The sequence below is a fragment of the Cupriavidus sp. FW305-F7 genome (assembly GCF_058782875.1).
Window position 1 is genome coordinate 89,578 of the sequence record NZ_JBYSYC010000003.1, and the last position, 20,148, is coordinate 109,725.

A 20,148-nucleotide genomic window follows, 5' to 3' on the forward strand; every position below is an offset into this window, starting at 1 on the left:
ATCCCCCCGGACTAGGGCTGATATCGGTGTAGGAATCGGACGACGCTGGGGCGCGGGGGGCACATGCAGGGCTGTCGTGGCGGACGCCGCGCCGCGTTCAGCACGCTGCGTTCAGCCCGTGCTCGACGGCATAGACGGCCACCTGCACGCGGCTGGCCAGGTTCAGCTTTTTGAGGATGTTCTGCACGTGGATCTTCACCGTGCTTTCCGCCACGCCCAGGTCGCGCGCGATCTCCTTGTTGCTTTCGCCGCGCGCCAGGCCCTGCACGATCTCGCGCTCGCGCGCGGTCAGCCGTGGCGCTTCGTCCTGGCGCGCCGCGGCCACCGGTGCGGGAGCGCGGAACTGGGCCACCAGCTTGGCGGTCATGCTGTCGGAGATGACCGGCTCGCCGGCCGCGGCACGGCGGATGCCGGCGATCAGCGCCTCGGTCTCGATATTCTTGATCAGGTAGCCGCGCGCACCGCCGCGCAGCGCGGTGGCCAGTTCCTCGGCTTCTTCCGACACGGTCAGCACGATCACGGCGGTCTGCGGCAGGTCCTCCACCAGCAGCTGCAGGGCCTCCAGGCCGGACAGGCCGGGCATGTTCAGGTCCAGCAGGATCACGTCGGGGCGGTGCTGCTTGGCGCGCTTGATGCCTTCCACGCCGTCGGCGGCTTCGTCGACGATCTCGAAGTCGGCCTGCCGCTGCAGCAGCGCGCGGATGCCGGAGCGGAACAAGGTGTGGTCGTCGATCAGCAGGATGCGGATGGTCATGGCTGGGTCTCGGTGGTCGTGGGGGCGGGGCGGGTGTCGGCGAGCTTGCGGGCGCCGGAAGCGCGGCCGGCGGGCAGCACCAGTTCGATGCGAACGCCGTGGCCGGGGCGGGCCTGCACGTGCAGCTGCGCCCCCAGCCGCGCCGCGCGCTCGCGCATGATGTTCAGGCCGATATGCGCTTCGGCGCGCGTGGCAAGTTCCTCCGGATCGAAGCCCTCGCCGTCGTCCTGCACCACCAGGCGGAAATCGCGGCCGTGGCTGAGCGCCACCGCCACGTGTGCCGCCATGGCGTGCTTGCGCACATTGGAGAGCGCCTCCTGCAGGATGAACAGCACCTGCAGCTGCTGCTCCGGCGCCAACGGCCAGGCGCCGCCGCTCTCGTCAATGGAGAGCGTGGCCTCGGTGCGGCATTGGCGGCGAAAGCGGCCTACGGTCTCTTCCACCGCCGGGCGCAGCTCGCCGGTGCCGAGCCGCGAGCGGAAGTTGTTCAGCAGTTCGCGCACGTCCTGGTAGCTCTCTTCCACGCCGTGGCGCAGCATCGGCACGATCTCGCGGGTCTCGGCCAGGTCGTCGCGCTCGACCGCGGCGTCCAGCAGTTGCACCTGCAGGTTCAGGTAGTTCAGGCCCTGGGCAATGCTGTCGTGCAGGCCCTGCGCTACCAGGTTGCGCTCTTCCACCACCGCCAGCTGGCGCGCGGTCGCGGACAGGCGCAGGTGTTCCAGCGCGGTGCCAAGGTGCTGGCCCAGTGTTTCCAGCATCTGGCGGTCTGACGGGGGCAGCGCGCGCGGCGTGCGGAAGTGCAGCGCGAACACGCCGGTGGCGCCGCGCTGGCTTTCGATGCGGAAGGCCGCCAGCGACTGGAAGCCGTTGCGGCTGCAGGGCGTGGCATCCGCGGCGGCGCCCTGGCGCTGCGCCGCGCGCAGGTCGACGATGGCGACCACGGCCTCGCGCGTGGCGTCGCCACAATGGCAGGCGTTGGCCGCCGCGCAGGATTCGGATTCGGCCAGCGCGGCCGGCAGGCCTGCGGCTGCCAGCAGGTGCATCCTGCCGTGGCGGCTGTCCAGCACGCGCACGCTGCCGCCATCGGCATCGAACTGGCGCATCACGCGCTCCAGGAAGCCGCGCGCCATGGCCTCGGCATCGGCGGCCTGGTTCAGGAAGGCGGCCATGTCGTAGAGCGTCTCGAGGTCGCGGTTCTGGCGTTCCAGCTCGGCGGTCTTCTGCGCCACGCGCGTCTCCAGGTCGTGGTACAGCCCCTGCAGTTCGCCGGCCATGCGGTTGAAGCCTTCGCTGAGGGTGCCGAACTCGTCGCGGCTTTCCACCGGCAGGCGCAGCGAGAACTCGCGCGCCGCCATGCGCCGCAGGCCGTCCTGCAGCCGCAGCACCGGCAGGATGATCCACAGGTAGAGCAGGTAGATCACGGCCACGGTGCCCACGCACGCCATTGCCGCCAGCGCGATCTGCGACACGCGCAGCCAGTCGGTCTTGCGCGCGCTGTCATGCTCGATCATGCCGACCAGGCGATCGGCCTGCGCGACGAAGCCGGGCAGTGCGGCGATATAGCGTGCCGGCGCAGCGTCGTTGCCCGCTCCGGCCACTGCCAGCGGGCGCAGCCGTTGTTGCCAGTCCTGCGTGACGCGGGCCATCTGCGCATGAATGGCGGGTTCGTCCGGCAGGAACAGCGGGCGCGCTGCGTCGCCTTTCCTGAGCAGGGCCAGCGTGGCGTCCAGCGCCTGCACCTGTTCGGCCAGTGCATTGTCCTGGCGCGCCTGTGCCAGCGTCAGTTCGATCGCCACGCGGTTGGCGCGCATGCGCAGGCTGCCGGCGTCATTGATGGCGGCACCCGCGCCTTCCAGCTTCCATGACAGCCACAGCGTGCCGGCAATCATGCCCAGCACCACCAGCAGCACGGCCAGCGAGAGCGAGATGATGCGGGTGGAGAGGCGGTCGCGCAGCGCCGGCAGGCCGGCAGCGCCGGAGGCCGCCGTGGCGCTGGCGGCTGGAGGATCGGTTCGGAACATGGCGGTATCGGGGGCTACCAGTCGGGGAAGCCGGGTGTTGGCCCGGCGGCCGGCGCGTGCATGACTGTGCGCTGGCAGTGGAAGCCATTTTCCCTGCGTAGCAGACGGGGCTTCCTGCGCCAGATCAAGAAAGTCCGGCTTTGGTGCAGTGTATGTGCGGTCGGCGGCGCATCGGCGGATCCCACCAGACCTGTCACGTCGTGATATATCGATCCGCCGCATGGGGCGGGGATATGCCGTCAAACTTGGCTGCGGTCAAATCCCCACGACCTGCCCTGGCCTAGCATCCGGTCAACATTGATGGGAGAAGCTCTTGAAGGCAGCCAGTTTCGACTACGAACGCGCCCCGCGCCTGGCCGTGGTGTTCGGCTGCCTGATGCCGGCGCCGTGGCTTGGCGCCGCGGCGGGCGTCTTGCTTGCCGCCGGTCCGCCCGACGGCTTGCCGGACCGCTTTGCGCCACTGGCGCTGGTGGCGGTGCATGTGCTGGCGCTGGGCATGCTGCTGCCGGTCATGGTGGGCGCGCTGTTCCAGATGATGCCGGTGGTGGCCGGCGTGGCCGTGCCGGGTGCGGGGCTGCTTGCGCCGTGCATGGCCGCGGCAGGCGCGGGCGTGGCCACCGCCCTGGGCATTGGGCTGCTCGGCGGCGAACCTGTGGCGATGCAGGCGGCGGTGGCCGTGGCCGTGATCCTGTTGCTGGCCGGGGCCATTCTGCTGGCTGCTGGCCGGCGCGTGGCCGCAGTGGATGCCACCACGCGCACCCTTGCCGGCATCGGCGCGCCGCTGATGGTCGCGGTGCTATGCGGCATGGTGCTGGCCGGCGCCTTCGGCGGCTGGTGGCACGTGCCGGTGGCGCGCTGGCTTGGCCTGCATATGGCGTGGGCGCTGGGCGGCTGGCTGGCCGCGCTTGTGACCGGCGTGGCCACCACCGTGCTGCCGATGTTCTGGCAGGCGCCGCGCCTGCCGGCGGCGATCGGGCGCTGGCTGCCCATGGCGCACTGGTTGCCGCTGGCGCTGTTCAGCGCCGCGGCAATGCTGTGGCCGGATCACCGGGCACTGGCGCATGGCGTGCTGCTCGCGTGGCTGGCGTTCTTGGCGGTGGTGGGAGCATGCGGGCTGGCCGGCACCCTGTGCGCGCGGCGGCGCCATGATCCACTGTGGCTGCTCTGGCCGGTAGCATGCGCCAGCATGATGGGTGCGGCGCTGCTGGGGGCGGCGGCAGTCGTGCTGCCCGCCGCCGGGCTGCCGCTGGCATGGTGGGCCGGGACCATGGCGCTGGTCGGCGTGGGCGTGCTGCCGGTCACGGCCATGCTCGGCAAGATCGTGCCGTTCCTGGCCTGGCTGCACCTGCGCCGGCTGCTGCCGCCGCGCGCGCGGGTGCCGGCCATGCAGGCCATCATCGTGCCGGGCCGGCAACGGCGGCAGGCATGGCTGCTGCTGGCGGCCTACGTGCTGCTGCTGGCGGTACCGCTGGCGCCGGCGCCGCTGGCCCGCGCTGGCGGCCTGCTGCTGGCGGGCGCCAATGCGTGGCTGGGGTGGCAGCTGCTGGGAGCGTTGCGGTGCATGCGGGAGATGAAGAAGCGCGGCGGATTACCGCCGCGCATTGCAGACAAGGTTCCCATGCTGCCGGTTTGCTCCCCTCTCCCGCCTGCTGGAGAGGGGCCGGGGGAGAGGGCAGGCGCTGGCACACCGACGCGCCTCACTTCGTAGACACTCCGGCCCTCTCCCCCACCCCTCTCCCGCAAGCGGGCGAGGGGAGCCTTGTTCGCGCGGCGTTGGGCACGGCACGCACAACAGGCATGCGTCAGGCTGGTGTCGGGGTTTGAGTCAGCCCCGCAGGCTTTTCCCCGGTCAACAGGTAGTGCATCAGCTCCGCCACCGGCCGGATCGCCTCGCCGAAGGGCAGCGCACCCCGGCCGCGGAAGAACAGGCCGCGCTCCACGTCGCCGCGCACGGCCTGCGCCAGCTTCAGGTCGATGCAGAACTGGCCGATGCGGGCAATGCCGTCGCGCAGCCCGCACGCCTGCAGGCAGTCGAAGCCCTCCAGGCATTCACGCGGCTTGGCGCGGCGCTGCAGCCGCGACTCGCTCGACAGGTAGCGCGACAGCCACGGCGTCAGCACCGCGCGCGCGGGCAGCCCGGCTACGCTGGTGAACTCGCGCAGGGTCTCGGGCCGCGCCGTTGCCAGCACCTGTTTGAAGGCCGGGTGGGCATCGCATTCCTCGGTCACGGCGAAGGCCGTGCCCAGCTGCACCGCGGCGGCGCCCTCGCCCAGCCAGTGGCGCACCTTGGCATGGCTGTCGATGCCGCCGGCCAGGATCAGCGGAATGCTGTCCCAGGCCAGTCCCAGCTGCGCAAACAGCTCGCGGCATTCGGCCAGCACGCGCGAAAACGAGAAACGCGGCTCCGACAAGTCCTGGATGGTGGCCGCGCCCAGGTGGCCGCCCGCATGCGCCGGGTGTTCGACCACGATGGCATCGGGCAGCCGGCCCTTCTTCATCCAGCGGCGCAGCACCAGGCCGATGCCGCGTGCCTCGGACAGGATCGGGATCAGCGCCACCCTGGGGTGGCTGGCGGTCAGCTCGGGCAGGTCCAGCGGCAGGCCGGCGCCCATGACGATGGCATCGGCGCCGCTTTCGCAGGATTGCCGCACCAGCGCGGCGTGCGAGCCCACCGCCTTCATCACGTTGACGGCGATCAGCCCGCGGCCTTCGGACGCCGTGCGCGCGGCACGGATCTCGCGATCCAGCGCCTCGAGGTTGGCGGCTTCGATGGCGGGCTTGTCACGGCTGCCGCGGGTGCGTTCCATCAGGTCGGGGTGGTGGTGGCGCAGGTCGATGCTGGCGATGGTGCCGACGCCGTTCTCGCGCGCGACGGCGCCGGCCAGCCGGTGGGCCGAAATGCCGATGCCCATGCCGCCCTGCACGATGGGCAGCAGGCGGCGGCCGGCCAGCTTGAGCCAGGGTTGATTCATAAATACGTCTCCGGGAGAGGATGGGCGCGGGGCCGGCGTGCGGCCAGCCGCGGGGATGACCGGGCAAGCGTGGCACAGCGGCACGGGCCGGCGTTTGCCGCAGGTCAAGCGCGCGGTGGTGGCCTGCCATCGGCCTACGCCAACCGGCATAGGCCAACGCGGGCGGTGTGCCGTTGGCGTGGGTTTGCGCGCGGTCAAGCCCCTGCTGCAAGCGCTTGGCTAGCATCGGCCGCTGTCTTCATCTTCGCGCCGCCGCCGGCGCCATCACCGATGACCCCTGCCTCCCCAGCCCCATCCGCCGCGGCAAGCCTGCCGCGCCGGCCCCAGCTTGTTGCGCCCGCCGGTTCGCTGGCGGCCCTGCGCATGGCGCTGCAGCACGGCGCCGACGCGGTCTACCTGGGCCTGCGCGATGCCACCAACGCGCGCAACTTCGGCGGCCTGAACTTTACCGAGGCCGACATCCGCACCGGCGTGGCCGAAGCCCACGCGTGCGGCGCCGAGGTGCTGTTCGCCATCAACACCTTCGCCCAGATGGGCGCGGTGGCGCAATGGCAGCGCGCGGTCGATGCGGCGGCGGACCTTGGCGCCGACGCGGTCATCATGGCTGATGCCGGCCTGATGGGCTATGCGTGCGAGCGCCATCCTGAGTTGCGGCTGCACCTGTCGGTGCAGGGCTCGGCCACGCATGCCGACGCCATCGAGCTGATGCGCGAGCGCTTCCATATCCGCCGCGTGGTGCTGCCGCGCGTGCTGTCGCTGGCGCAGATCGGCAAGCTGGCGCGCCAGACCAGCGTGGAGCTGGAGGTGTTCGGCTTCGGCAGCCTGTGCGTGATGGCCGAGGGGCGCTGCCTGCTGTCGTCCTACGCCACCGGCGACTCGCCCAACAACAAGGGCGTCTGCTCGCCCGCGCACGCGGTGCGCTGGACCGAGCAGGACGGCACCATGCAGGCTCGCCTGTCGGGCATCCTGATCGACAGCTATGCGCCGGGCGAGCCGGCCGGCTATCCCACGCTGTGCAAGGGCCGCTTCGAGGTGGAGGGCGAGCGCGGCTACGTGCTGGAAGAGCCGACCAGCCTCAATGCGCTGTCGCTGCTGCCGGCGCTGATCGACATGGGCATCGCCGCCATCAAGATCGAAGGCCGGCAGCGCAGCCCGCGCTATGTGGGCGATGTGGTCGGCGTGCTGCGCGCGGCCATCGACGCCGCCTGCGCCGATCCGGCGCGCTTCGTGCCGCGGCAAGAGTGGCAGAGCACGCTGGGGCGCCATGCCGAAGGCGACCAGGTCACGCAAGGCGCCTACGACCGGCCATGGCGGTGACACCCATGACATCGATCTGCGTTGAACCGGCCATGACGGAGCTTCCCATGCCAGAGATTGCCGCGGCCGCGATGCCGCAAGCCGTAGCGATGCCAGACTTCGGCATCGCCCTGGGCCCGCTGCTGTACTACTGGCCGCGCGAGGCCGTGATGCAGTTCTATGCGTCGGTCGCCGATGCGCCGGTCGACCGCGTCTACCTCGGCGAGACCGTCTGCACGCGCCGCCATGAAGTCCGCCATGCGCAATGGCTGGAGATTGCGCAGATGCTGCGCGATGCCGGCAAGGAGGCGGTGCTGTCGACGCCGGTGCTGGTGGAGTCCGACACCGATATCGCCTGGATGCGCCGCGCCTGCGCGCAGGACGACTACCTGGTCGAGGCCAACGACCTTGGCGCGGTGCGCTGCATGGCAGGGCGGCCCTTTGTCGGCGGCCCCCACCTCAATGTCTACCACGCCGATACGCTGGCGTGGCTGGCCGGGCTGGGCGCGGCCGGCTGCGTCGCGCCGGTGGAGATGGACGGCGGCACGCTGGCCGCGCTGGCAGCCGCGCGCCCCACTGGCATGCGTTTGGAAGCCTTTGTCTGGGGCCGCCTGCCGCTGGCATTCTCGGCGCGCTGCTTTACCGCGCGCCACCATCGGCTGCGCAAGGACAGTTGCGAGTTCCGCTGCATGGACTATCCCGACGGCCTGGTGGCCGCCACCGGCGAAGGGCAGGCGTTCTTCACGCTCAACGGCGTGCAGACGCAGAGCGCCACCTGCCTGGACCTGTGCGCGGAGGCGCTGGCGATGGCGCGGATGGGGGTGGGGATGCTGCGCGTGAGCCCGCATTCATCCGGCACGCTGCAGGTGGTGCAACAGCTCGCGGCGATTCGTGCAGGTGAACAGGCACCCGCTGCCAGCGGCATCACGCCGGCCGGCGCCCAGCCGTGCAACGGCTACTGGCACGGCAGCGCGGGCATCGCCTGGGAGGCCCGGGCATGAGCGCGCTGCACAAGCTGATCGCGGGCGTGCACCGGCGCATGCCCGCCCGTGCGCGGGCGTTGCCGCTGGTGGCGGCGCTGGAGCTGGCGCGCCGCGCGGGATGGCTGGAGCCGCCGGCCGCACTGGACGGGCACGCCTTCCTGCTGACGGTGCAGGACCTTGGGCTGGCCGTGCCGTTCCGCTGCGAAGGCGGGTGCTTTCGCGCCGCTGCAGCGGACGCCGAGCCTGAACTGACGCTGCGCGCCTGCGCGGTCGACTACCTGCGCCTGCTGGGCGGCGAGGCCGATACCGACACGCTGTTCTTCCAGCGCCGGCTGGTGATCAGCGGCGATACCGCGCTGGGCCTGGAGGTCAAATACTGGCTCGATGCCGCGCCGCGGCCCGCATGGGTCAGCCAGGCCGCGGCGCGGCTGGTGGCCCTGCACGGGGCCACCGTGGGGCGGGCCGGTGCGGCGTCGTAGCCGTGGCGCTCAGGCGTCGCCGTCCAGCATGAAGCGGTTGCGTCCCGCGCGCTTGGCCCGGTACATCGCGCTGTCGGCGCGGTGCAGCAGCGGCTCCAGCCGCGGCGCTTCCGGCACGGTGCAGACCGCGCCCACGCTGATGGTGACCACCGGCTGCACCGGCGTGCCGTTGTGCGCGATGCGGAGATCGCGCACAACCGCCACCATGCGGCGCGCCACGTCACGGGTCTCGTCGCGCGTGGCGCCGGGCAGCACCGCCGCGAATTCCTCGCCGCCCAGCCGGGCGCAGAACTGCTCGCCGGACAGCGTGCGGGTCAGCGCGCCGGCAATCTGCCGCAGGCAGTCGTCGCCGGCCACGTGGCCATGCAGGTCGTTGTATTGCTTGAACTGGTCCACATCCAGGATCAGCAGGCCCAGCGCCTGGTTGCGCTCGCACGCCCGGGTCACGGCCGCGATCGACTCGCGCTGGAAGTAGCGCCGGTTGCGGATGCCGGTCAGGGCGTCGATGTCCAGGTCGGCCTGCACCTGCCACAACTGCTCTTCGGTCTGGCCGAGCCGCGCGGTCAGGGCCAGCTCACGCGACTGGAAGCGGCTGATGTCGCGCAGGAACAGCAGGCTGCCGATCTGCCTGCCGTCCAGTCGGGCAACCCCTTCCACGGTAAGCTCGAAGGGCGCGCCCGGCGGCACGAAAGGCGTGGCCGCGTGGCTGGCAGTGTCGGCAGGCGAGTGCTGCAGCGCGGCTTCCCAGCCGGAGGGCAGGAGGTCGCCGCGGCGCAGGGCCGGCCAGAGCTGCGCCGCGGCCGGATTGAATTCGACGATGACACCATGGCTGTCGACGATCACGCAGCCTTCGCTGAGGGCATCGAACACCCGCAGGCGGGCGTAGTGGCCGATATCGTCAAGGTGCGTGCGCAGCGCGCAGAACCAGACCAGCGCCGCCATCAGCGAGAACGTCGCCGGCGTCAGGTCCCCGCCCAGCGGCCCGGTCCAGCGGTTGAGGTAGGCGACATTGGCAACCAGGGGCAGGGCCAGGCCCGACGCCAGGATGGCGCGGCCCCGGCGCGACAAGGCCCCGTTGGGCACTTCGGCCGTGACCAGGAAATACAGGCTCACCCCCAGCAGCAGGTATGACCAGACGGCCACTGCGGCATAGCCGATGCCATGGTCGAACACCGCGCCGGGCAATACGCCGGGAGGCATCAGCGTGATGCGCGGCCAGATCAGCCGGTGGCGCTCGTTGGTGAAGACCATCACCACGGTGACGACGGCCACCAGCACGGGCAGCCACAGCCTGGACCAGGGCACCACATAGCGCGGGCGGCTCAGGTGCACCATCGCCACCAGCCAGCCGATCGGCACGGCGACGATCCCGAGGTACTGGATCTTGGCCCACAGGATGCGCCCCTCCAGGTCGGTGGCGCTGATCTCGAGCAGGCGGCCGCCGCTCCAGGTCGCCGCGCCGAATGCCAGCACCAGGAACGCCTGGACGGTCGGATCGTCGCGCCGCGGCCAGGTGGCGATGGCCATGCCGATGCAGGCAACCACGGCGACGGTAAGCAGGAGAACCAGGGAATATGAGGGCATTGAGGGCGGAGCGCGTCCCGAGACCCGGGCGTTGGTTCCGGCGATCCGCGATCTCGTCAGCCAGCATGATACCGGGCTGCGCGGCTGGCTTGGCTGTGGGTGCGCCGATGCAACAGCTGGCAGGCAAGGGACGCGGGGCGCCCCGCTACCTGGCGTCGAGCGAATCGATCGCGATGATCGCCGCGACGGGGCAAGGCGGGGGTGGCCGGGTCATGCCGGCCGCGGGGTTTCGCGGACCAGCCAGAACGGGATATCGGTGACGTCCCTTTGCATGCCTTGCCAGTCAGGCATCAGGCCCTGAGTCAACAGGTGGCCCCAGCCATCGATCCACTTCTGCTGGGCCCGAGCGCACAGCTCCAGCATGGCCGACGCATAGTGCAGCGGGCCGCCGATCAGCGGCAGCTCGCAGGCAATCTCGCGCGCGTAGAAGGCCTCTGGCTCCGGCGCGAGGATCGGGCCCATGGCATCGAACTGGAGTTCTTCATACATGGTGCGGGCGAAGTCCAGGTTGAGCTCGGCCATGCGGCGCCAGTTGTCCGACAGGTCGGCTTGCATGGCCTCAAACTGGTGCGCGCCGGAGTAGAAGGTGGGAAACGGCCAGAAGCCGAGCGGCCAGAAGACTTGCGTTGCGGTCATCATCACGGGAACCTCCGGTGGTGGGCGTGCGCGCAGCGGGGCGGCAGTTGCTGCACACGGCGATGCCGCGATGCGGGCTGCACCCGGACTAGCTTATGCGGTAACGGCGCGCATCGCCATGCCGGCATCCTGGCACCCGAGTGTGTTAATCACTTGCACCCCAGCCGCTTGGCCAGCTTGTGCAGGTTGCTGGCATCGATACCCAGCTGGCGCGCTGCCTGCGCCCAATTGCCTCCCTGGTCCGTCAGTGCCTGTTCGATGCAGGCGCGCTGGGTTTGTTCCACCGCGTCGCGCAGGGTGATGCCTGCGGCAAGTGCCGGGGCGGCGAACGCGCTGGCCATGCCGGCGCCGGCATGGTGTGCCGCGGGCACATCCAGTCCGTAGAGATCGAGCAGTTCAGGCTCCAGCGTCACGATGTCGTTGCGGCCCGCGCCGCGGCTGACGGCACGCAGCGCCGCGCGGCTGATCACGTGTTCCAGCTCGCGCACGTTGCCGGGCCAGCGGTAGCTGCGCAGCGCATCCTGCGCACCACCTGACAGCCGCAGGCTGCGCAGCCCCAGGCGCGCGCGGTTCAGCTCCAGGAAGCGCCCGGCCAGCAGCAGCACGTCGTTGCCGCGCTCGCGCAGCGGCGGGATCGGGATCGGGTAGACCGACAGGCGGTGGTACAGGTCGGCGCGGAACGAGCCGTCGCGCACATGCTCGCGCAGGTTGCGGTTGGTGGCGGCGATCACGCGCACGTTGACGCGGCGCGGGCGGTCCGAGCCCAGCCGCTGGATCTCGCCGTTCTGCAGCGTGCGCAGCAGCTTGGCCTGGATCGCCAGCGGCAGTTCGCCGACTTCATCGAGGAAGAGGGTGCCGCCGTCGGCGGCCTCGAAGCGCCCCGGGCGCTCGCCGGTCGCGCCGGAGAAGGCGCCGCGCGCGTGGCCGAACAGCTCGCTTTCAGCCAGCGACTCCGGCAGCGCCGCGCAGTTGACATGCACCAGCGGCTGCGCGCGCCGGCGCGACTGGCGGTGCAGGCGGTGCGCGAACAGCTCCTTGCCCACGCCGGTCTCGCCCAGCAGCAGCACCGGCAGGTCGGTATCGGCCACCACTTCCAGCTCATGCAGCAGGTTGGCGATGGCCTCGCTCTGACCGATGATCTCGCCGCCGATGTCGCCATGCTGGGCCGTGCCTTCGTCGGCATCGGGCGTGCCGCGCGCCAGCTGCAGCGCGCGGATCTCGCCTTCCAGCCGGGTGGTGCGGATGGCCGCTTCGACGATCACCGTCAGCCGCTGCAGCTCGGCCTGGGCCGCCGCATCGAAGGTGCCGATCGCCAGCGCGTCCAGCGTGAGCGCGCCCCAGGGTTGGCCGTCCACGGCCAGGCTGGTGCCCATGCAGTCATGCACCGGCAGCGGCTCGCCGACGTGCTCGTCGATCAGGCCGTCGTACGGATCGGGCAGCACGCTGTCGTGATGAAAGCAGGTCACGCCGCGCCGCGCCAGGATGGCGGCCAGGCGCGGGTGCAGGCCGACTGCAAAGCGCCGGCCCAGCGCATCGCGCACCAGGCCATCGACCGCGACGGGGCGCAGGTGGTCTTCCTCCAGCCGCAGCAGCGCCACCGCGCCACAGCGGAAATGCGTGCGCAGCATGCTGACCAGCCGCTGCAGGCGCACCGCATGCGGCAGGTCGGTGACAAGGTCGGCCAGCAACTCGGGATACATCGCGCTCGGTAGCATGGTGAAAAACACCGTCAGGGTAATTAGTACCACGAGAAGTATAAGGTATTAATCACCATCACTGTTTCAAGTCATTGATCCGGATAGGTTTTTTTCAGGCACGCTCCTCGCTAAGTCATGCAGGCATAACTTCGACACGGAGCAACCATCATGACTTTGCAGGACCACTCGCTTGGCCAACTGGCCCGTCTGATCCCCGGTGCCACCCGGATCTTCCACGACTACGGGCTGGACTTCTGCTGCGGGGGCAAGCAGACCCTGCGCGACGCCGCGCAGCAAAAGGGTCTCGATGCGGCTGCCGTCGGCACCATCGACGCCCGGCTGCGTGCGCTGCAGGACGAAACCGGGCCGTCGGCGCAGGACTGGAACACGGCGGCGCCGGCCGAGCTGATCGACCATATCCTCACGCGCTTCCATGCGCGCCATCGCGAGCAGTTGCCCGAGCTGATCCGCCTGGCGCGGCGCGTAGAGCAGGTGCACGGTGACCGGCCCGATTGCCCGCTTGGCCTGGCCGACCACCTGAGCGAGATGCTGGGCGAGCTGGAAATGCATATGCAGAAGGAAGAGCAGGTGCTGTTCCCGATGTTGTCGCGCGGCCTGCATGCCGCCGCGGGCCGGCCGATCATGGTGATGCGCGCCGAGCATGACGACCACGGCGTGGCCTTGCAGCGGCTGGCGGCGCTGACCAACGACATCACGCTGCCGCGCGCGGCCTGCAATACCTGGCGCGCGCTCTACCTGGGCCTGCGCACGCTGCGCGAAGACCTGATGGAACACATCCACCTGGAAAACAACGTGCTGTTCGAGATCACCACGGCACCCGCCGCCGCGCAAGCCACCGGATGCGGTTGCTCGACGCACGCCTGAGCCCTCCCGCCACCATAACCAACGACTTCGCATCATGGGTTCCTACCGCAGACTCTGGTTCCTGCTGATCGCCGTGCTGGCGGTCACGTTCTCCCTGCTCGGCTACTACGGCGTCGAGGTGTACCGGCAGGCCCCGCCAATGCCGGCCAAGGTCGTCACGACCGAGGGCCGCACGCTCTTCACCGGTGAAGAGATCCTCGACGGCCAGACCGCCTGGCAGTCCGTGGGCGGCATGCAGCTTGGCTCCATCTGGGGCCACGGCGCCTACCAGGCGCCGGACTGGACCGCCGACTGGCTGCACCGCGAACTGACCGCGTGGCTGGAGCTGGCCGCGCAGGACGCCTACGGCCGGCCCTATGCGCAACTTGACGCGCCGGCGCAGGCCGCGCTGCGCGAGCAGCTGCGCACCGAGTACCGCGGCAATGCCGCCGATCCGGCCACCAAGGTACTGACTGTGTCGAAGCGCCGCGCGCAGGCCATTGCCAATACAGCCGCCTACTACGACAAGCTCTTCTCCGATGCGCCCGCGCTGCACACCACGCGCGAGCACTACGCGATGAAGGAGAACACGCTGCCCAGCGCCGAGCGTCGCGAACAACTCACGCACTTCTTCTTCTGGACCGCGTGGGCCGCATCGACCGCGCGCCCGGGGCACGAAGCCACCTACACCAACAACTGGCCGCATGAACCGCTGATCGGCAACCAGCCCACCAGCGAGAACGTGGTGTGGTCGGTGATCAGCGTGGTGGTGCTGCTGGCCGGGGTCGGCTTCCTGGTATGGGCGTGGGCCTTCCTGCGCGGCAAGGAAGATGCGCCGCCGCAGGCGCCGGCGCGCGATCCGCTGCTGTCCGTGGCGCTGACGCCGTCGCAGCGCGCGCTCGGCAAGTACCTGTTCCTGGTGGTGGCGCTGTTCGTGTTCCAGGTGTTGCTGGGCGGCTTTACCGCGCACTACACCGTCGAGGGCCAGAAGTTCTACGGCATCGACGTCTCGCAGTGGTTCCCGTACGCACTGGTGCGAACCTGGCATATCCAGAGCGCGCTGTTCTGGATCGCCACCGGCTTCCTGGCCGCGGGCCTGTTCCTCGCGCCGCTGATCAACGGCGGTAAGGACCCGAAGTACCAGCGCCTGGGCGTGGACATCCTGTTCTGGGCACTGGTGGTCGTGGTGGTGGGATCGTTCACCGGCAACTACCTGGCGATCGCGCAGAAGCTGCCGGCCCACCTGAACTTCTGGCTGGGCCACCAGGGCTATGAGTATGTCGACCTGGGCCGGCTGTGGCAGATCGGCAAGTTCGCCGGCATCCTGATCTGGCTGGTGTTGATGATGCGCGGCATCCTGCCGGCGCTGCGCGCGCGCGGCACCGACCGCAACCTGCTGGCGCTGCTGACCTCGTCGGTGGTGGCGATCGGCCTGTTCTACGGCGCGGGCCTGGCCTACGGCGAACGTACCAGCCTGACGGTGATGGAGTACTGGCGCTGGTGGGTGGTGCACCTGTGGGTGGAAGGCTTCTTCGAAGTCTTTGCCACCACCGCGCTGGCCTTCATCTTCTCCACGCTGGGCCTGGTGTCGCGCCCGATGGCAACGGCCGCCAGCCTGGCCTCGGCCTCGCTGTTCATGCTCGGAGGCATTCCCGGCACCTTCCATCACCTGTACTTTGCCGGCACCACGACGCCAGTGATGGCGGTGGGCGCCGCATTCAGCGCGCTGGAAGTGGTGCCGCTGATCGTGCTGGGCCATGAAGCCTGGGAGAACTGGAGCCTGAAGCAGCGCGCGCCGTGGATGGCAGACCTGAAGTGGCCGCTGATGTGCTTTGTCGCGGTGGCGTTCTGGAACATGCTGGGCGCCGGGGTGTTCGGCTTCATGATCAACCCGCCGATCGCGCTGTACTACATCCAGGGGCAGAACACCACGCCAGTGCACGCCCATGCCGCGCTGTTCGGGGTGTACGGGTTCCTGGCGCTGGGCTTCACGCTGCTGGTGCTGCGCTACGTGCGTCCGGCCTACCGGCTCAGCCCAACACTGATGAAGACCGCCTTCTGGGGGCTGAACATCGGCCTGGTGCTGATGATCGGCACCAGCCTGCTGCCGATCGGCATCATCCAGTTCCTGGCCAGCGTGGAGCATGGCACCTGGTATGCGCGCAGTGAGGAATTCATGCAGCAGCCCATCCTGCAGACCCTGCGCTGGGTGCGCACCTTCGGCGACGTGGTGTTTATCGTCGGCGCGGTGTCGTTTGCCTGGCAGGTGGTGCTGGGGCTGGCGAATCGGACGCCGCTGGCGGCGGACGCGGTGCCGGCGCGGATGAAGACGGCGGTGCGCTGACGGCCGGTTTAACGAGAAGCAATGCTTGGCCCGCCGGGGGTACGCGGCGGGCTGCTTTTTTTGCCAACACGTCTAACGCATGGTCTCCAGCAGCGCGATCCTCAGGAACTCCCGCAGCGCATGCGTGTGCTCGTCAGGTCCTGGATCGAGTCTCCAGATCAGGCCGACGTCCATGGATGGGACCCGGTCGGAAAGGCTGCGGCGCAGGATGCGCTGGCCCTCCAGTGACCACAGCCGGTAGACCAGATCGGACAGGATGGAGACGCCGCGTCCCGCCGCTACCAGGCTGCGGACGGCTTCGATCGAGCAGCTTTGCAGGCGGACGCTCGGCGTGAGCCCGTACTGCCTCCAGTACTTGATCACGGTGGCAATATGCTCGTCCATGTCGAGCAGTATGTAGTCGTGCCGCGCCACGTCCGTCAGGCTAATCTGCTCGAGCTGCATCAGAGGATGGTCAGGATGGCCCCAGAGTTGCCGCGGCGATCGAAGCAGGGTTTCGCAGCCGATGTGATGCATCTCCGGCAGGTTGGAAACCAGCAGCAATGCCAGGTCGAGCTTGCCGGCCTGGATATCGGCCTCGATATCGCCGCGAGGCCTTTCCAGGATTTCGAGTTCGAGTAGCGGAAACTTTTGTTCAAGCGCCGGCAGCAGCTTGGGCAGCACGTACGCCGTGATGGTTTCGGTGACACCGAGGCGGATGGCGCCTGTCACCGTGCTGGGGGTCACCGCCGCAGCGCTGACGGCATCCCGTACCGCAGCCTCGATCTGCTGGGCATGCCGCAGGAAGCGGATGCCGGCCGCAGTCAGCTTTACGCCGGCTGCGTGCCGGGAGAACAGCGGGGCGCCTACGACGTCTTCCAATCCCTTGAGTGAGGCGGTCATGGACGATTGCGAAACATTGCAGCGTTGCGCCGCTCTCGATACCTGGCCCGTCTCAGCAATCGCCACAAAGTGCTGTATCTGTTTCAAGGTTGGGAGCATCGATTTTTCCGATATTGCAATGTCAGAACTATGAATTAGCTATATCGCCCCATGCTAGCTAGCATCCAGCACAAATACAAGTTGCTGGAAGTGGCGATGAGCGAAGTCGAAAAGAAGGGGTTTTGCACGCTGTGTCGTTCCCGCTGCGGAACGATCAATGTCGTGAACGGAGACACCCTCGTTGCGGTCCGCCCGGATGGCGAACACCCCACGGGCAAGGCGATGTGCCTCAAGGGAAAGGCAGCGCCCGAACTCGTGCACAGCGCCGAGCGGCTGTTGCATCCGATGCGCAGGACGAACCCAAAAGACGCAGCGGATCCAGGGTGGGTGCGCATTTCATGGGAGGAGGCGCTCGATCAGATCGCGGCGCGCCTGATCGAGGCGCGCACCACGCTGGGTGCGGAGTCGGTTGCCTTCGCCGTGACCACACCCAGTGGCACGGCGCTGTCGGACAGCATCGACTGGATCGAGCGTTTCGTCCGCCTCTACGGCAGCCCCAACATCTGCTACGCCACCGAGATCTGCAACTGGCACAAGGACTTCGCGCATGCCTTTACCTTTGGCTGCGGGATGCCGACGGCGGATTACCGCAATGCCGAACTGATTCTTCTGTGGGGACACAATCCCGCCAACACGTGGCTGTCGCAGGCAGAGGCAATCGGCGCCGGACGGGCCGCCGGCGCCAGGCTGATCGTGGTCGACCCGCGGCAGACCGGACTGGCGGAAGAAGCCGATCAATGGCTGCGTGTGAAACCTGGCAGCGATGCCGCGCTGGCCATGGCATTGGCCAACCTGCTGATCGAGGCCAATGCCTTCGATATCGATTTCGTGCGGCAATGGACCAACGGTCCGCTGCTGGTACGCAAGGACAATGGCGCCTTCCTGCGCGGGCGCGACATCGGTATCGGGCAGACAGACGCCTTTGTCGTCTGGGACGCCCACCAGCGCATGGCCGTGCCGGCGGGCGGCCAGTGCCATGTTCCCGGCCGCATCGCGCTGCGCGGAACCTTTGAGGTGACCGTTGGCGATCGCCATGACCAGTCCATGCTGATGTGCCAGCCGGCGTTCGAGCTCTATGCGGCGGAATGCGCGCGCTATCCCGCCGATCGCGCGGCCCGGCTGACGTGGATTCCGGAGGGCGATATCCGCCATGCCGCGAGCATGATCGGCACGGCACGGCGCGTTGCCTATCACGCCTGGTCCGGCGTCGGGCAGCATGAGAACGCCACGCAGACCGAGCGTGCGATTGCCTGCCTCTACGCCCTGACGGGCAGCTTCGACCGGCGCGGTGGCAACCGCATTTACCAGAAGCCGCCGTTCAATGCGGTGAGCCGCCTGGACCTGCTGAGTCCGGAGCAGGGGCGCAAGGCCCTGGGATTGTCAGAACGCCCGCTGGGGCCGCCCGCGCAGGGCTGGATCACCGCGCGCGACCTGTATCGCGCCATTACCGACAAGAAGCCCTATGCGGTGACGACGCTGATCGCGTTCGGCACGAATCCGCTGCTCTCGCAGCCGGATGTGGCAATGGGGGAGCGGGCACTGCGCGCGCTGCCGTTCTACGTGCATTGCGATCTCTTTGAAAATCCGAGCGCGAAGTATGCGGACATCCTGCTGCCCGTGAGCACGCCATGGGAACGCGAGGGGCTGCGCATCGGCTTCGAGGTTTCTGCCGAGGCTGAGAAGTTGGTGCAGCTGCGTCAGCGCATGGTCCCGCCGCGCGGCGAGGCGCGTTCGGACAACGAGATTGTGTTTGCGCTGGCGGCGCGCATCGGGCTGCAGGAAGCATTCTTCGGCGCAAGCCTGGAAGCCGGCTGGGACTACATGCTCGCGCCGATGGGGCTGACCGTGGCAGCGCTACGCGCCAAGCCAGAAGGGGTTCGCATCCCGGTCGAGGACACCGAGATGAAATACCGCATGGGCAAATCCGCCAGGCCTTTCAATACGCCGACAGGCCTGGTCGAGCTGTACTCCGAAGGGCTGCTGGCGCATGGCTATTCGCCTTTGCCCGGCTACCAGGAACCTTCGATTGAACAGGGAGATGCCGCGCGATCTGCGTTCCCCTATTTGTTGACGTCGGCGAAGAATGGCTACTACTGCCATAGCCAGCAGCGCGGTGTCGCGTCTTTGCGGCGCAAGGCGATGCTGCCGCGGCTGGATATCTCCAGGGAAGCCGCCGCGGCACGGGACATCCGCAGCGGCGACCCCGTGCGCATCTCGACGCCGGGCGGCAGTGCATTGTTCACGGCACGCATCGATCCGGGCCTGCATCCCGCCGTGCTGGTGGGCGAGTACGGCTGGTGGCAACGCTGCGACGCGATGGGGCAAGCACCGCTCGCCGTGTGTGGCGCGGACAGTGTCAACTTCAACGGGTTGATCGACGCGCAGCGCCAGGATCCGGTCAGCGGCTCGTCGCCGTTGCGCGCCTATCGCTGCAGCATCGAGCGCGAAACCGCTTTCGATATCCGGCGCCGGCCGTGGGAGGACTTCCGCGTGTTCCGCGTGGTGGCGCTGTGCAAGGAAGCCGCCGATGTCACATCGGTGTACATGGCACCCACCGATGGCGGCCGCCTGCCCGACTTTCTGCCGGGCCAGCACGCGACCATCCGGTTGTTCATCGGCGGCGGGGGGCAGGAGGTGATCCGGTCCTACTCGCTGACCGGACCCGCGATCATGGCAGACCGCCAGTGCTATTCGATCTCGGTGCGACAGACAGTGGCGCGGCTCGCCAATGGTGAACTGGTGTCCGGCCGCGCCTCATCGTTCATCAACCAACAGCTCGCAGTCGGCGACGTTGTCGAACTGCGCGCGCCCGGCGGCACCTTTGTCATGCCGACCCGTACCGCGCGGCCCCTTGTGCTGCTTGCCGGCGGCATCGGCATCACGCCTTTCATCAACTTGCTGGAGTCATTGGCCGGCCAGGCGGAGCCGCCCAGGATCCTGCTGCTCTATGCGAACCAGAACGGTGCGACGCACGCCTTCAAGCGCAGGATTCGCGAACTGGAAGCGGCGATTCCCACGCTGTCGGTGATCAATTACTACGATGCGCCGGCTGACGGGGACATCGCGGGGCGCGACTTCCACGTGCATGGGCGCGTATCCGCCGACGCGGTCCCGCAAGCGCTGCTCGCCATGCGCCCGCTGATCTACATGTGCGGCCCGGTCCCGATGATGACTGCCTTCGCCGAGGGCATGGCCGCCAGAGGCGTGCCGCACTTCGATATCCACAAGGAGATCTTTCGCTCTCCGGCTGTCGCGAAGATCGAGCACGGACAGGCATTCCAGGTGCATTTCCGCAAGTCGGGGGTCGTCCACCAATGGCGTTCCGAGGACGGCGCTCTGCTCGGCTTTGCCGAGGCGCGTGGCGTGCGCTTGCCCAGCGGATGCCGCGTCGGGCAATGCGAAAGCTGTGCCGTCAGGATCGTTTCCGGGTCGGCGCACCACTTGCAAGGCGAGGTACCTGATGACCCCGGTATTTGTCTCGCGTGCCAGGCCGTACCGGCCAGTGACCTGGTGATCGATGCCTGACTCCCTTTCTAC

At 68.8% G+C, this 20,148-nt stretch carries 14 protein-coding genes; 7 read left to right on the forward strand and 7 right to left on the reverse strand.

The annotated features are described in order from the left end of the window. Window positions 1-97 precede the first annotated feature (97 nt). Together AC3WL8_RS03775 and AC3WL8_RS03780 are read right to left on the reverse strand one after the other, a co-directional pair. Entirely contained in the window at window positions 98-754 is a 657-nt protein-coding gene (locus AC3WL8_RS03775) for a response regulator (RefSeq protein ID WP_013953921.1), read from the reverse strand. Beyond that, entirely contained in the window at window positions 751-2,775 is a 2,025-nt protein-coding gene (locus AC3WL8_RS03780; RefSeq protein WP_153954120.1) for a type IV pili methyl-accepting chemotaxis transducer N-terminal domain-containing protein, read from the reverse strand. Before AC3WL8_RS03780 ends, AC3WL8_RS03775 begins: the two co-directional genes overlap by 4 nt. Window positions 2,776-3,088: 313 nt before the next feature. On the opposite strand from AC3WL8_RS03780, the gene AC3WL8_RS03785 reads away from it, so the two are divergent. Next, a complete protein-coding gene (locus AC3WL8_RS03785) occupies window positions 3,089-4,483 on the forward strand; it encodes a hypothetical protein (RefSeq protein WP_211979451.1) in 1,395 nt (464 codons plus the stop codon). 94 nt (window positions 4,484-4,577) lie between these two features. Here AC3WL8_RS03785 and AC3WL8_RS03790 read toward each other — a convergent pair whose 3' ends face one another. Further along, window positions 4,578-5,747, reverse strand: coding sequence for an NAD(P)H-dependent flavin oxidoreductase (locus tag AC3WL8_RS03790; RefSeq protein ID WP_013953918.1), 1,170 nt, complete (start codon window positions 5,745-5,747; stop codon window positions 4,578-4,580). A 270-nt stretch (window positions 5,748-6,017) separates the two neighbouring features. On the opposite strand from AC3WL8_RS03790, the gene ubiU reads away from it, so the two are divergent. Genes ubiU through ubiT form a run of 3 tightly spaced genes read left to right on the forward strand, consistent with a single transcriptional unit; the run spans window position 6,018 to window position 8,505 of the window. Further along, window positions 6,018-7,064 (forward strand): ubiquinone anaerobic biosynthesis protein UbiU, encoded by a 1,047-nt coding sequence (ubiU, locus tag AC3WL8_RS03795; protein WP_013953917.1) that lies wholly within the window; start codon window positions 6,018-6,020, stop codon window positions 7,062-7,064. A gap of 47 nt (window positions 7,065-7,111) precedes the next feature. Beyond that, window positions 7,112-8,044, forward strand: coding sequence for a U32 family peptidase (locus tag AC3WL8_RS03800; protein ID WP_211979449.1), 933 nt, complete (start codon window positions 7,112-7,114; stop codon window positions 8,042-8,044). Further along, window positions 8,041-8,505, forward strand: a complete 465-nt coding sequence (gene ubiT, locus AC3WL8_RS03805) for a ubiquinone anaerobic biosynthesis accessory factor UbiT (RefSeq protein WP_013953915.1) — start codon at window positions 8,041-8,043, stop codon at window positions 8,503-8,505. The genes AC3WL8_RS03800 and ubiT overlap by 4 nt, the downstream gene beginning before the upstream one ends. Before the next feature lie 9 nt (window positions 8,506-8,514). On the opposite strand, the gene AC3WL8_RS03810 is transcribed toward ubiT, so the two are convergent. From AC3WL8_RS03810 to norR, 3 genes are all read right to left on the reverse strand, one after another. Further along, entirely contained in the window at window positions 8,515-10,089 is a 1,575-nt protein-coding gene (locus tag AC3WL8_RS03810; protein ID WP_013953914.1) for a histidine kinase N-terminal 7TM domain-containing protein, read from the reverse strand. Between the two features lie 210 nt (window positions 10,090-10,299). Next, window positions 10,300-10,728: a polyhydroxyalkanoate granule-associated phasin gene (locus AC3WL8_RS03815; protein ID WP_013953913.1), complete on the reverse strand. Its 429-nt coding sequence runs from the start codon at window positions 10,726-10,728 to the stop codon at window positions 10,300-10,302. Window positions 10,729-10,874: 146 nt separating this feature from the next. Next, window positions 10,875-12,440, reverse strand: a complete 1,566-nt coding sequence (gene norR, locus AC3WL8_RS03820; protein WP_041228948.1) for a nitric oxide reductase transcriptional regulator NorR — start codon at window positions 12,438-12,440, stop codon at window positions 10,875-10,877. Window positions 12,441-12,590: 150 nt separating this feature from the next. Between norR and ytfE the strand changes: the two genes are divergently transcribed. Together ytfE and AC3WL8_RS03830 are read left to right on the forward strand one after the other, a co-directional pair. Continuing rightward, window positions 12,591-13,307 carry an iron-sulfur cluster repair protein YtfE gene (gene ytfE / locus AC3WL8_RS03825; RefSeq protein ID WP_013953911.1) on the forward strand — a complete coding sequence of 239 codons (717 nt, stop codon included), beginning with the start codon at window positions 12,591-12,593 and terminating at the stop codon, window positions 13,305-13,307. A gap of 34 nt (window positions 13,308-13,341) precedes the next feature. Further along, window positions 13,342-15,630, forward strand: a complete 2,289-nt coding sequence (locus AC3WL8_RS03830; RefSeq protein ID WP_013953910.1) for a nitric-oxide reductase large subunit — start codon at window positions 13,342-13,344, stop codon at window positions 15,628-15,630. A gap of 72 nt (window positions 15,631-15,702) precedes the next feature. Here the strand turns inward: AC3WL8_RS03830 and AC3WL8_RS03835 are convergent, their stop codons facing one another. Continuing rightward, window positions 15,703-16,611 carry a LysR family transcriptional regulator gene (locus tag AC3WL8_RS03835; protein WP_013953909.1) on the reverse strand — a complete coding sequence of 303 codons (909 nt, stop codon included), beginning with the start codon at window positions 16,609-16,611 and terminating at the stop codon, window positions 15,703-15,705. Between the two features lie 51 nt (window positions 16,612-16,662). Between AC3WL8_RS03835 and AC3WL8_RS03840 the strand changes: the two genes are divergently transcribed. After that, window positions 16,663-20,136 carry a molybdopterin-dependent oxidoreductase gene (locus AC3WL8_RS03840; RefSeq protein ID WP_013953908.1) on the forward strand — a complete coding sequence of 1,158 codons (3,474 nt, stop codon included), beginning with the start codon at window positions 16,663-16,665 and terminating at the stop codon, window positions 20,134-20,136. The last annotated feature ends 12 nt before the right edge of the window (window positions 20,137-20,148 follow it).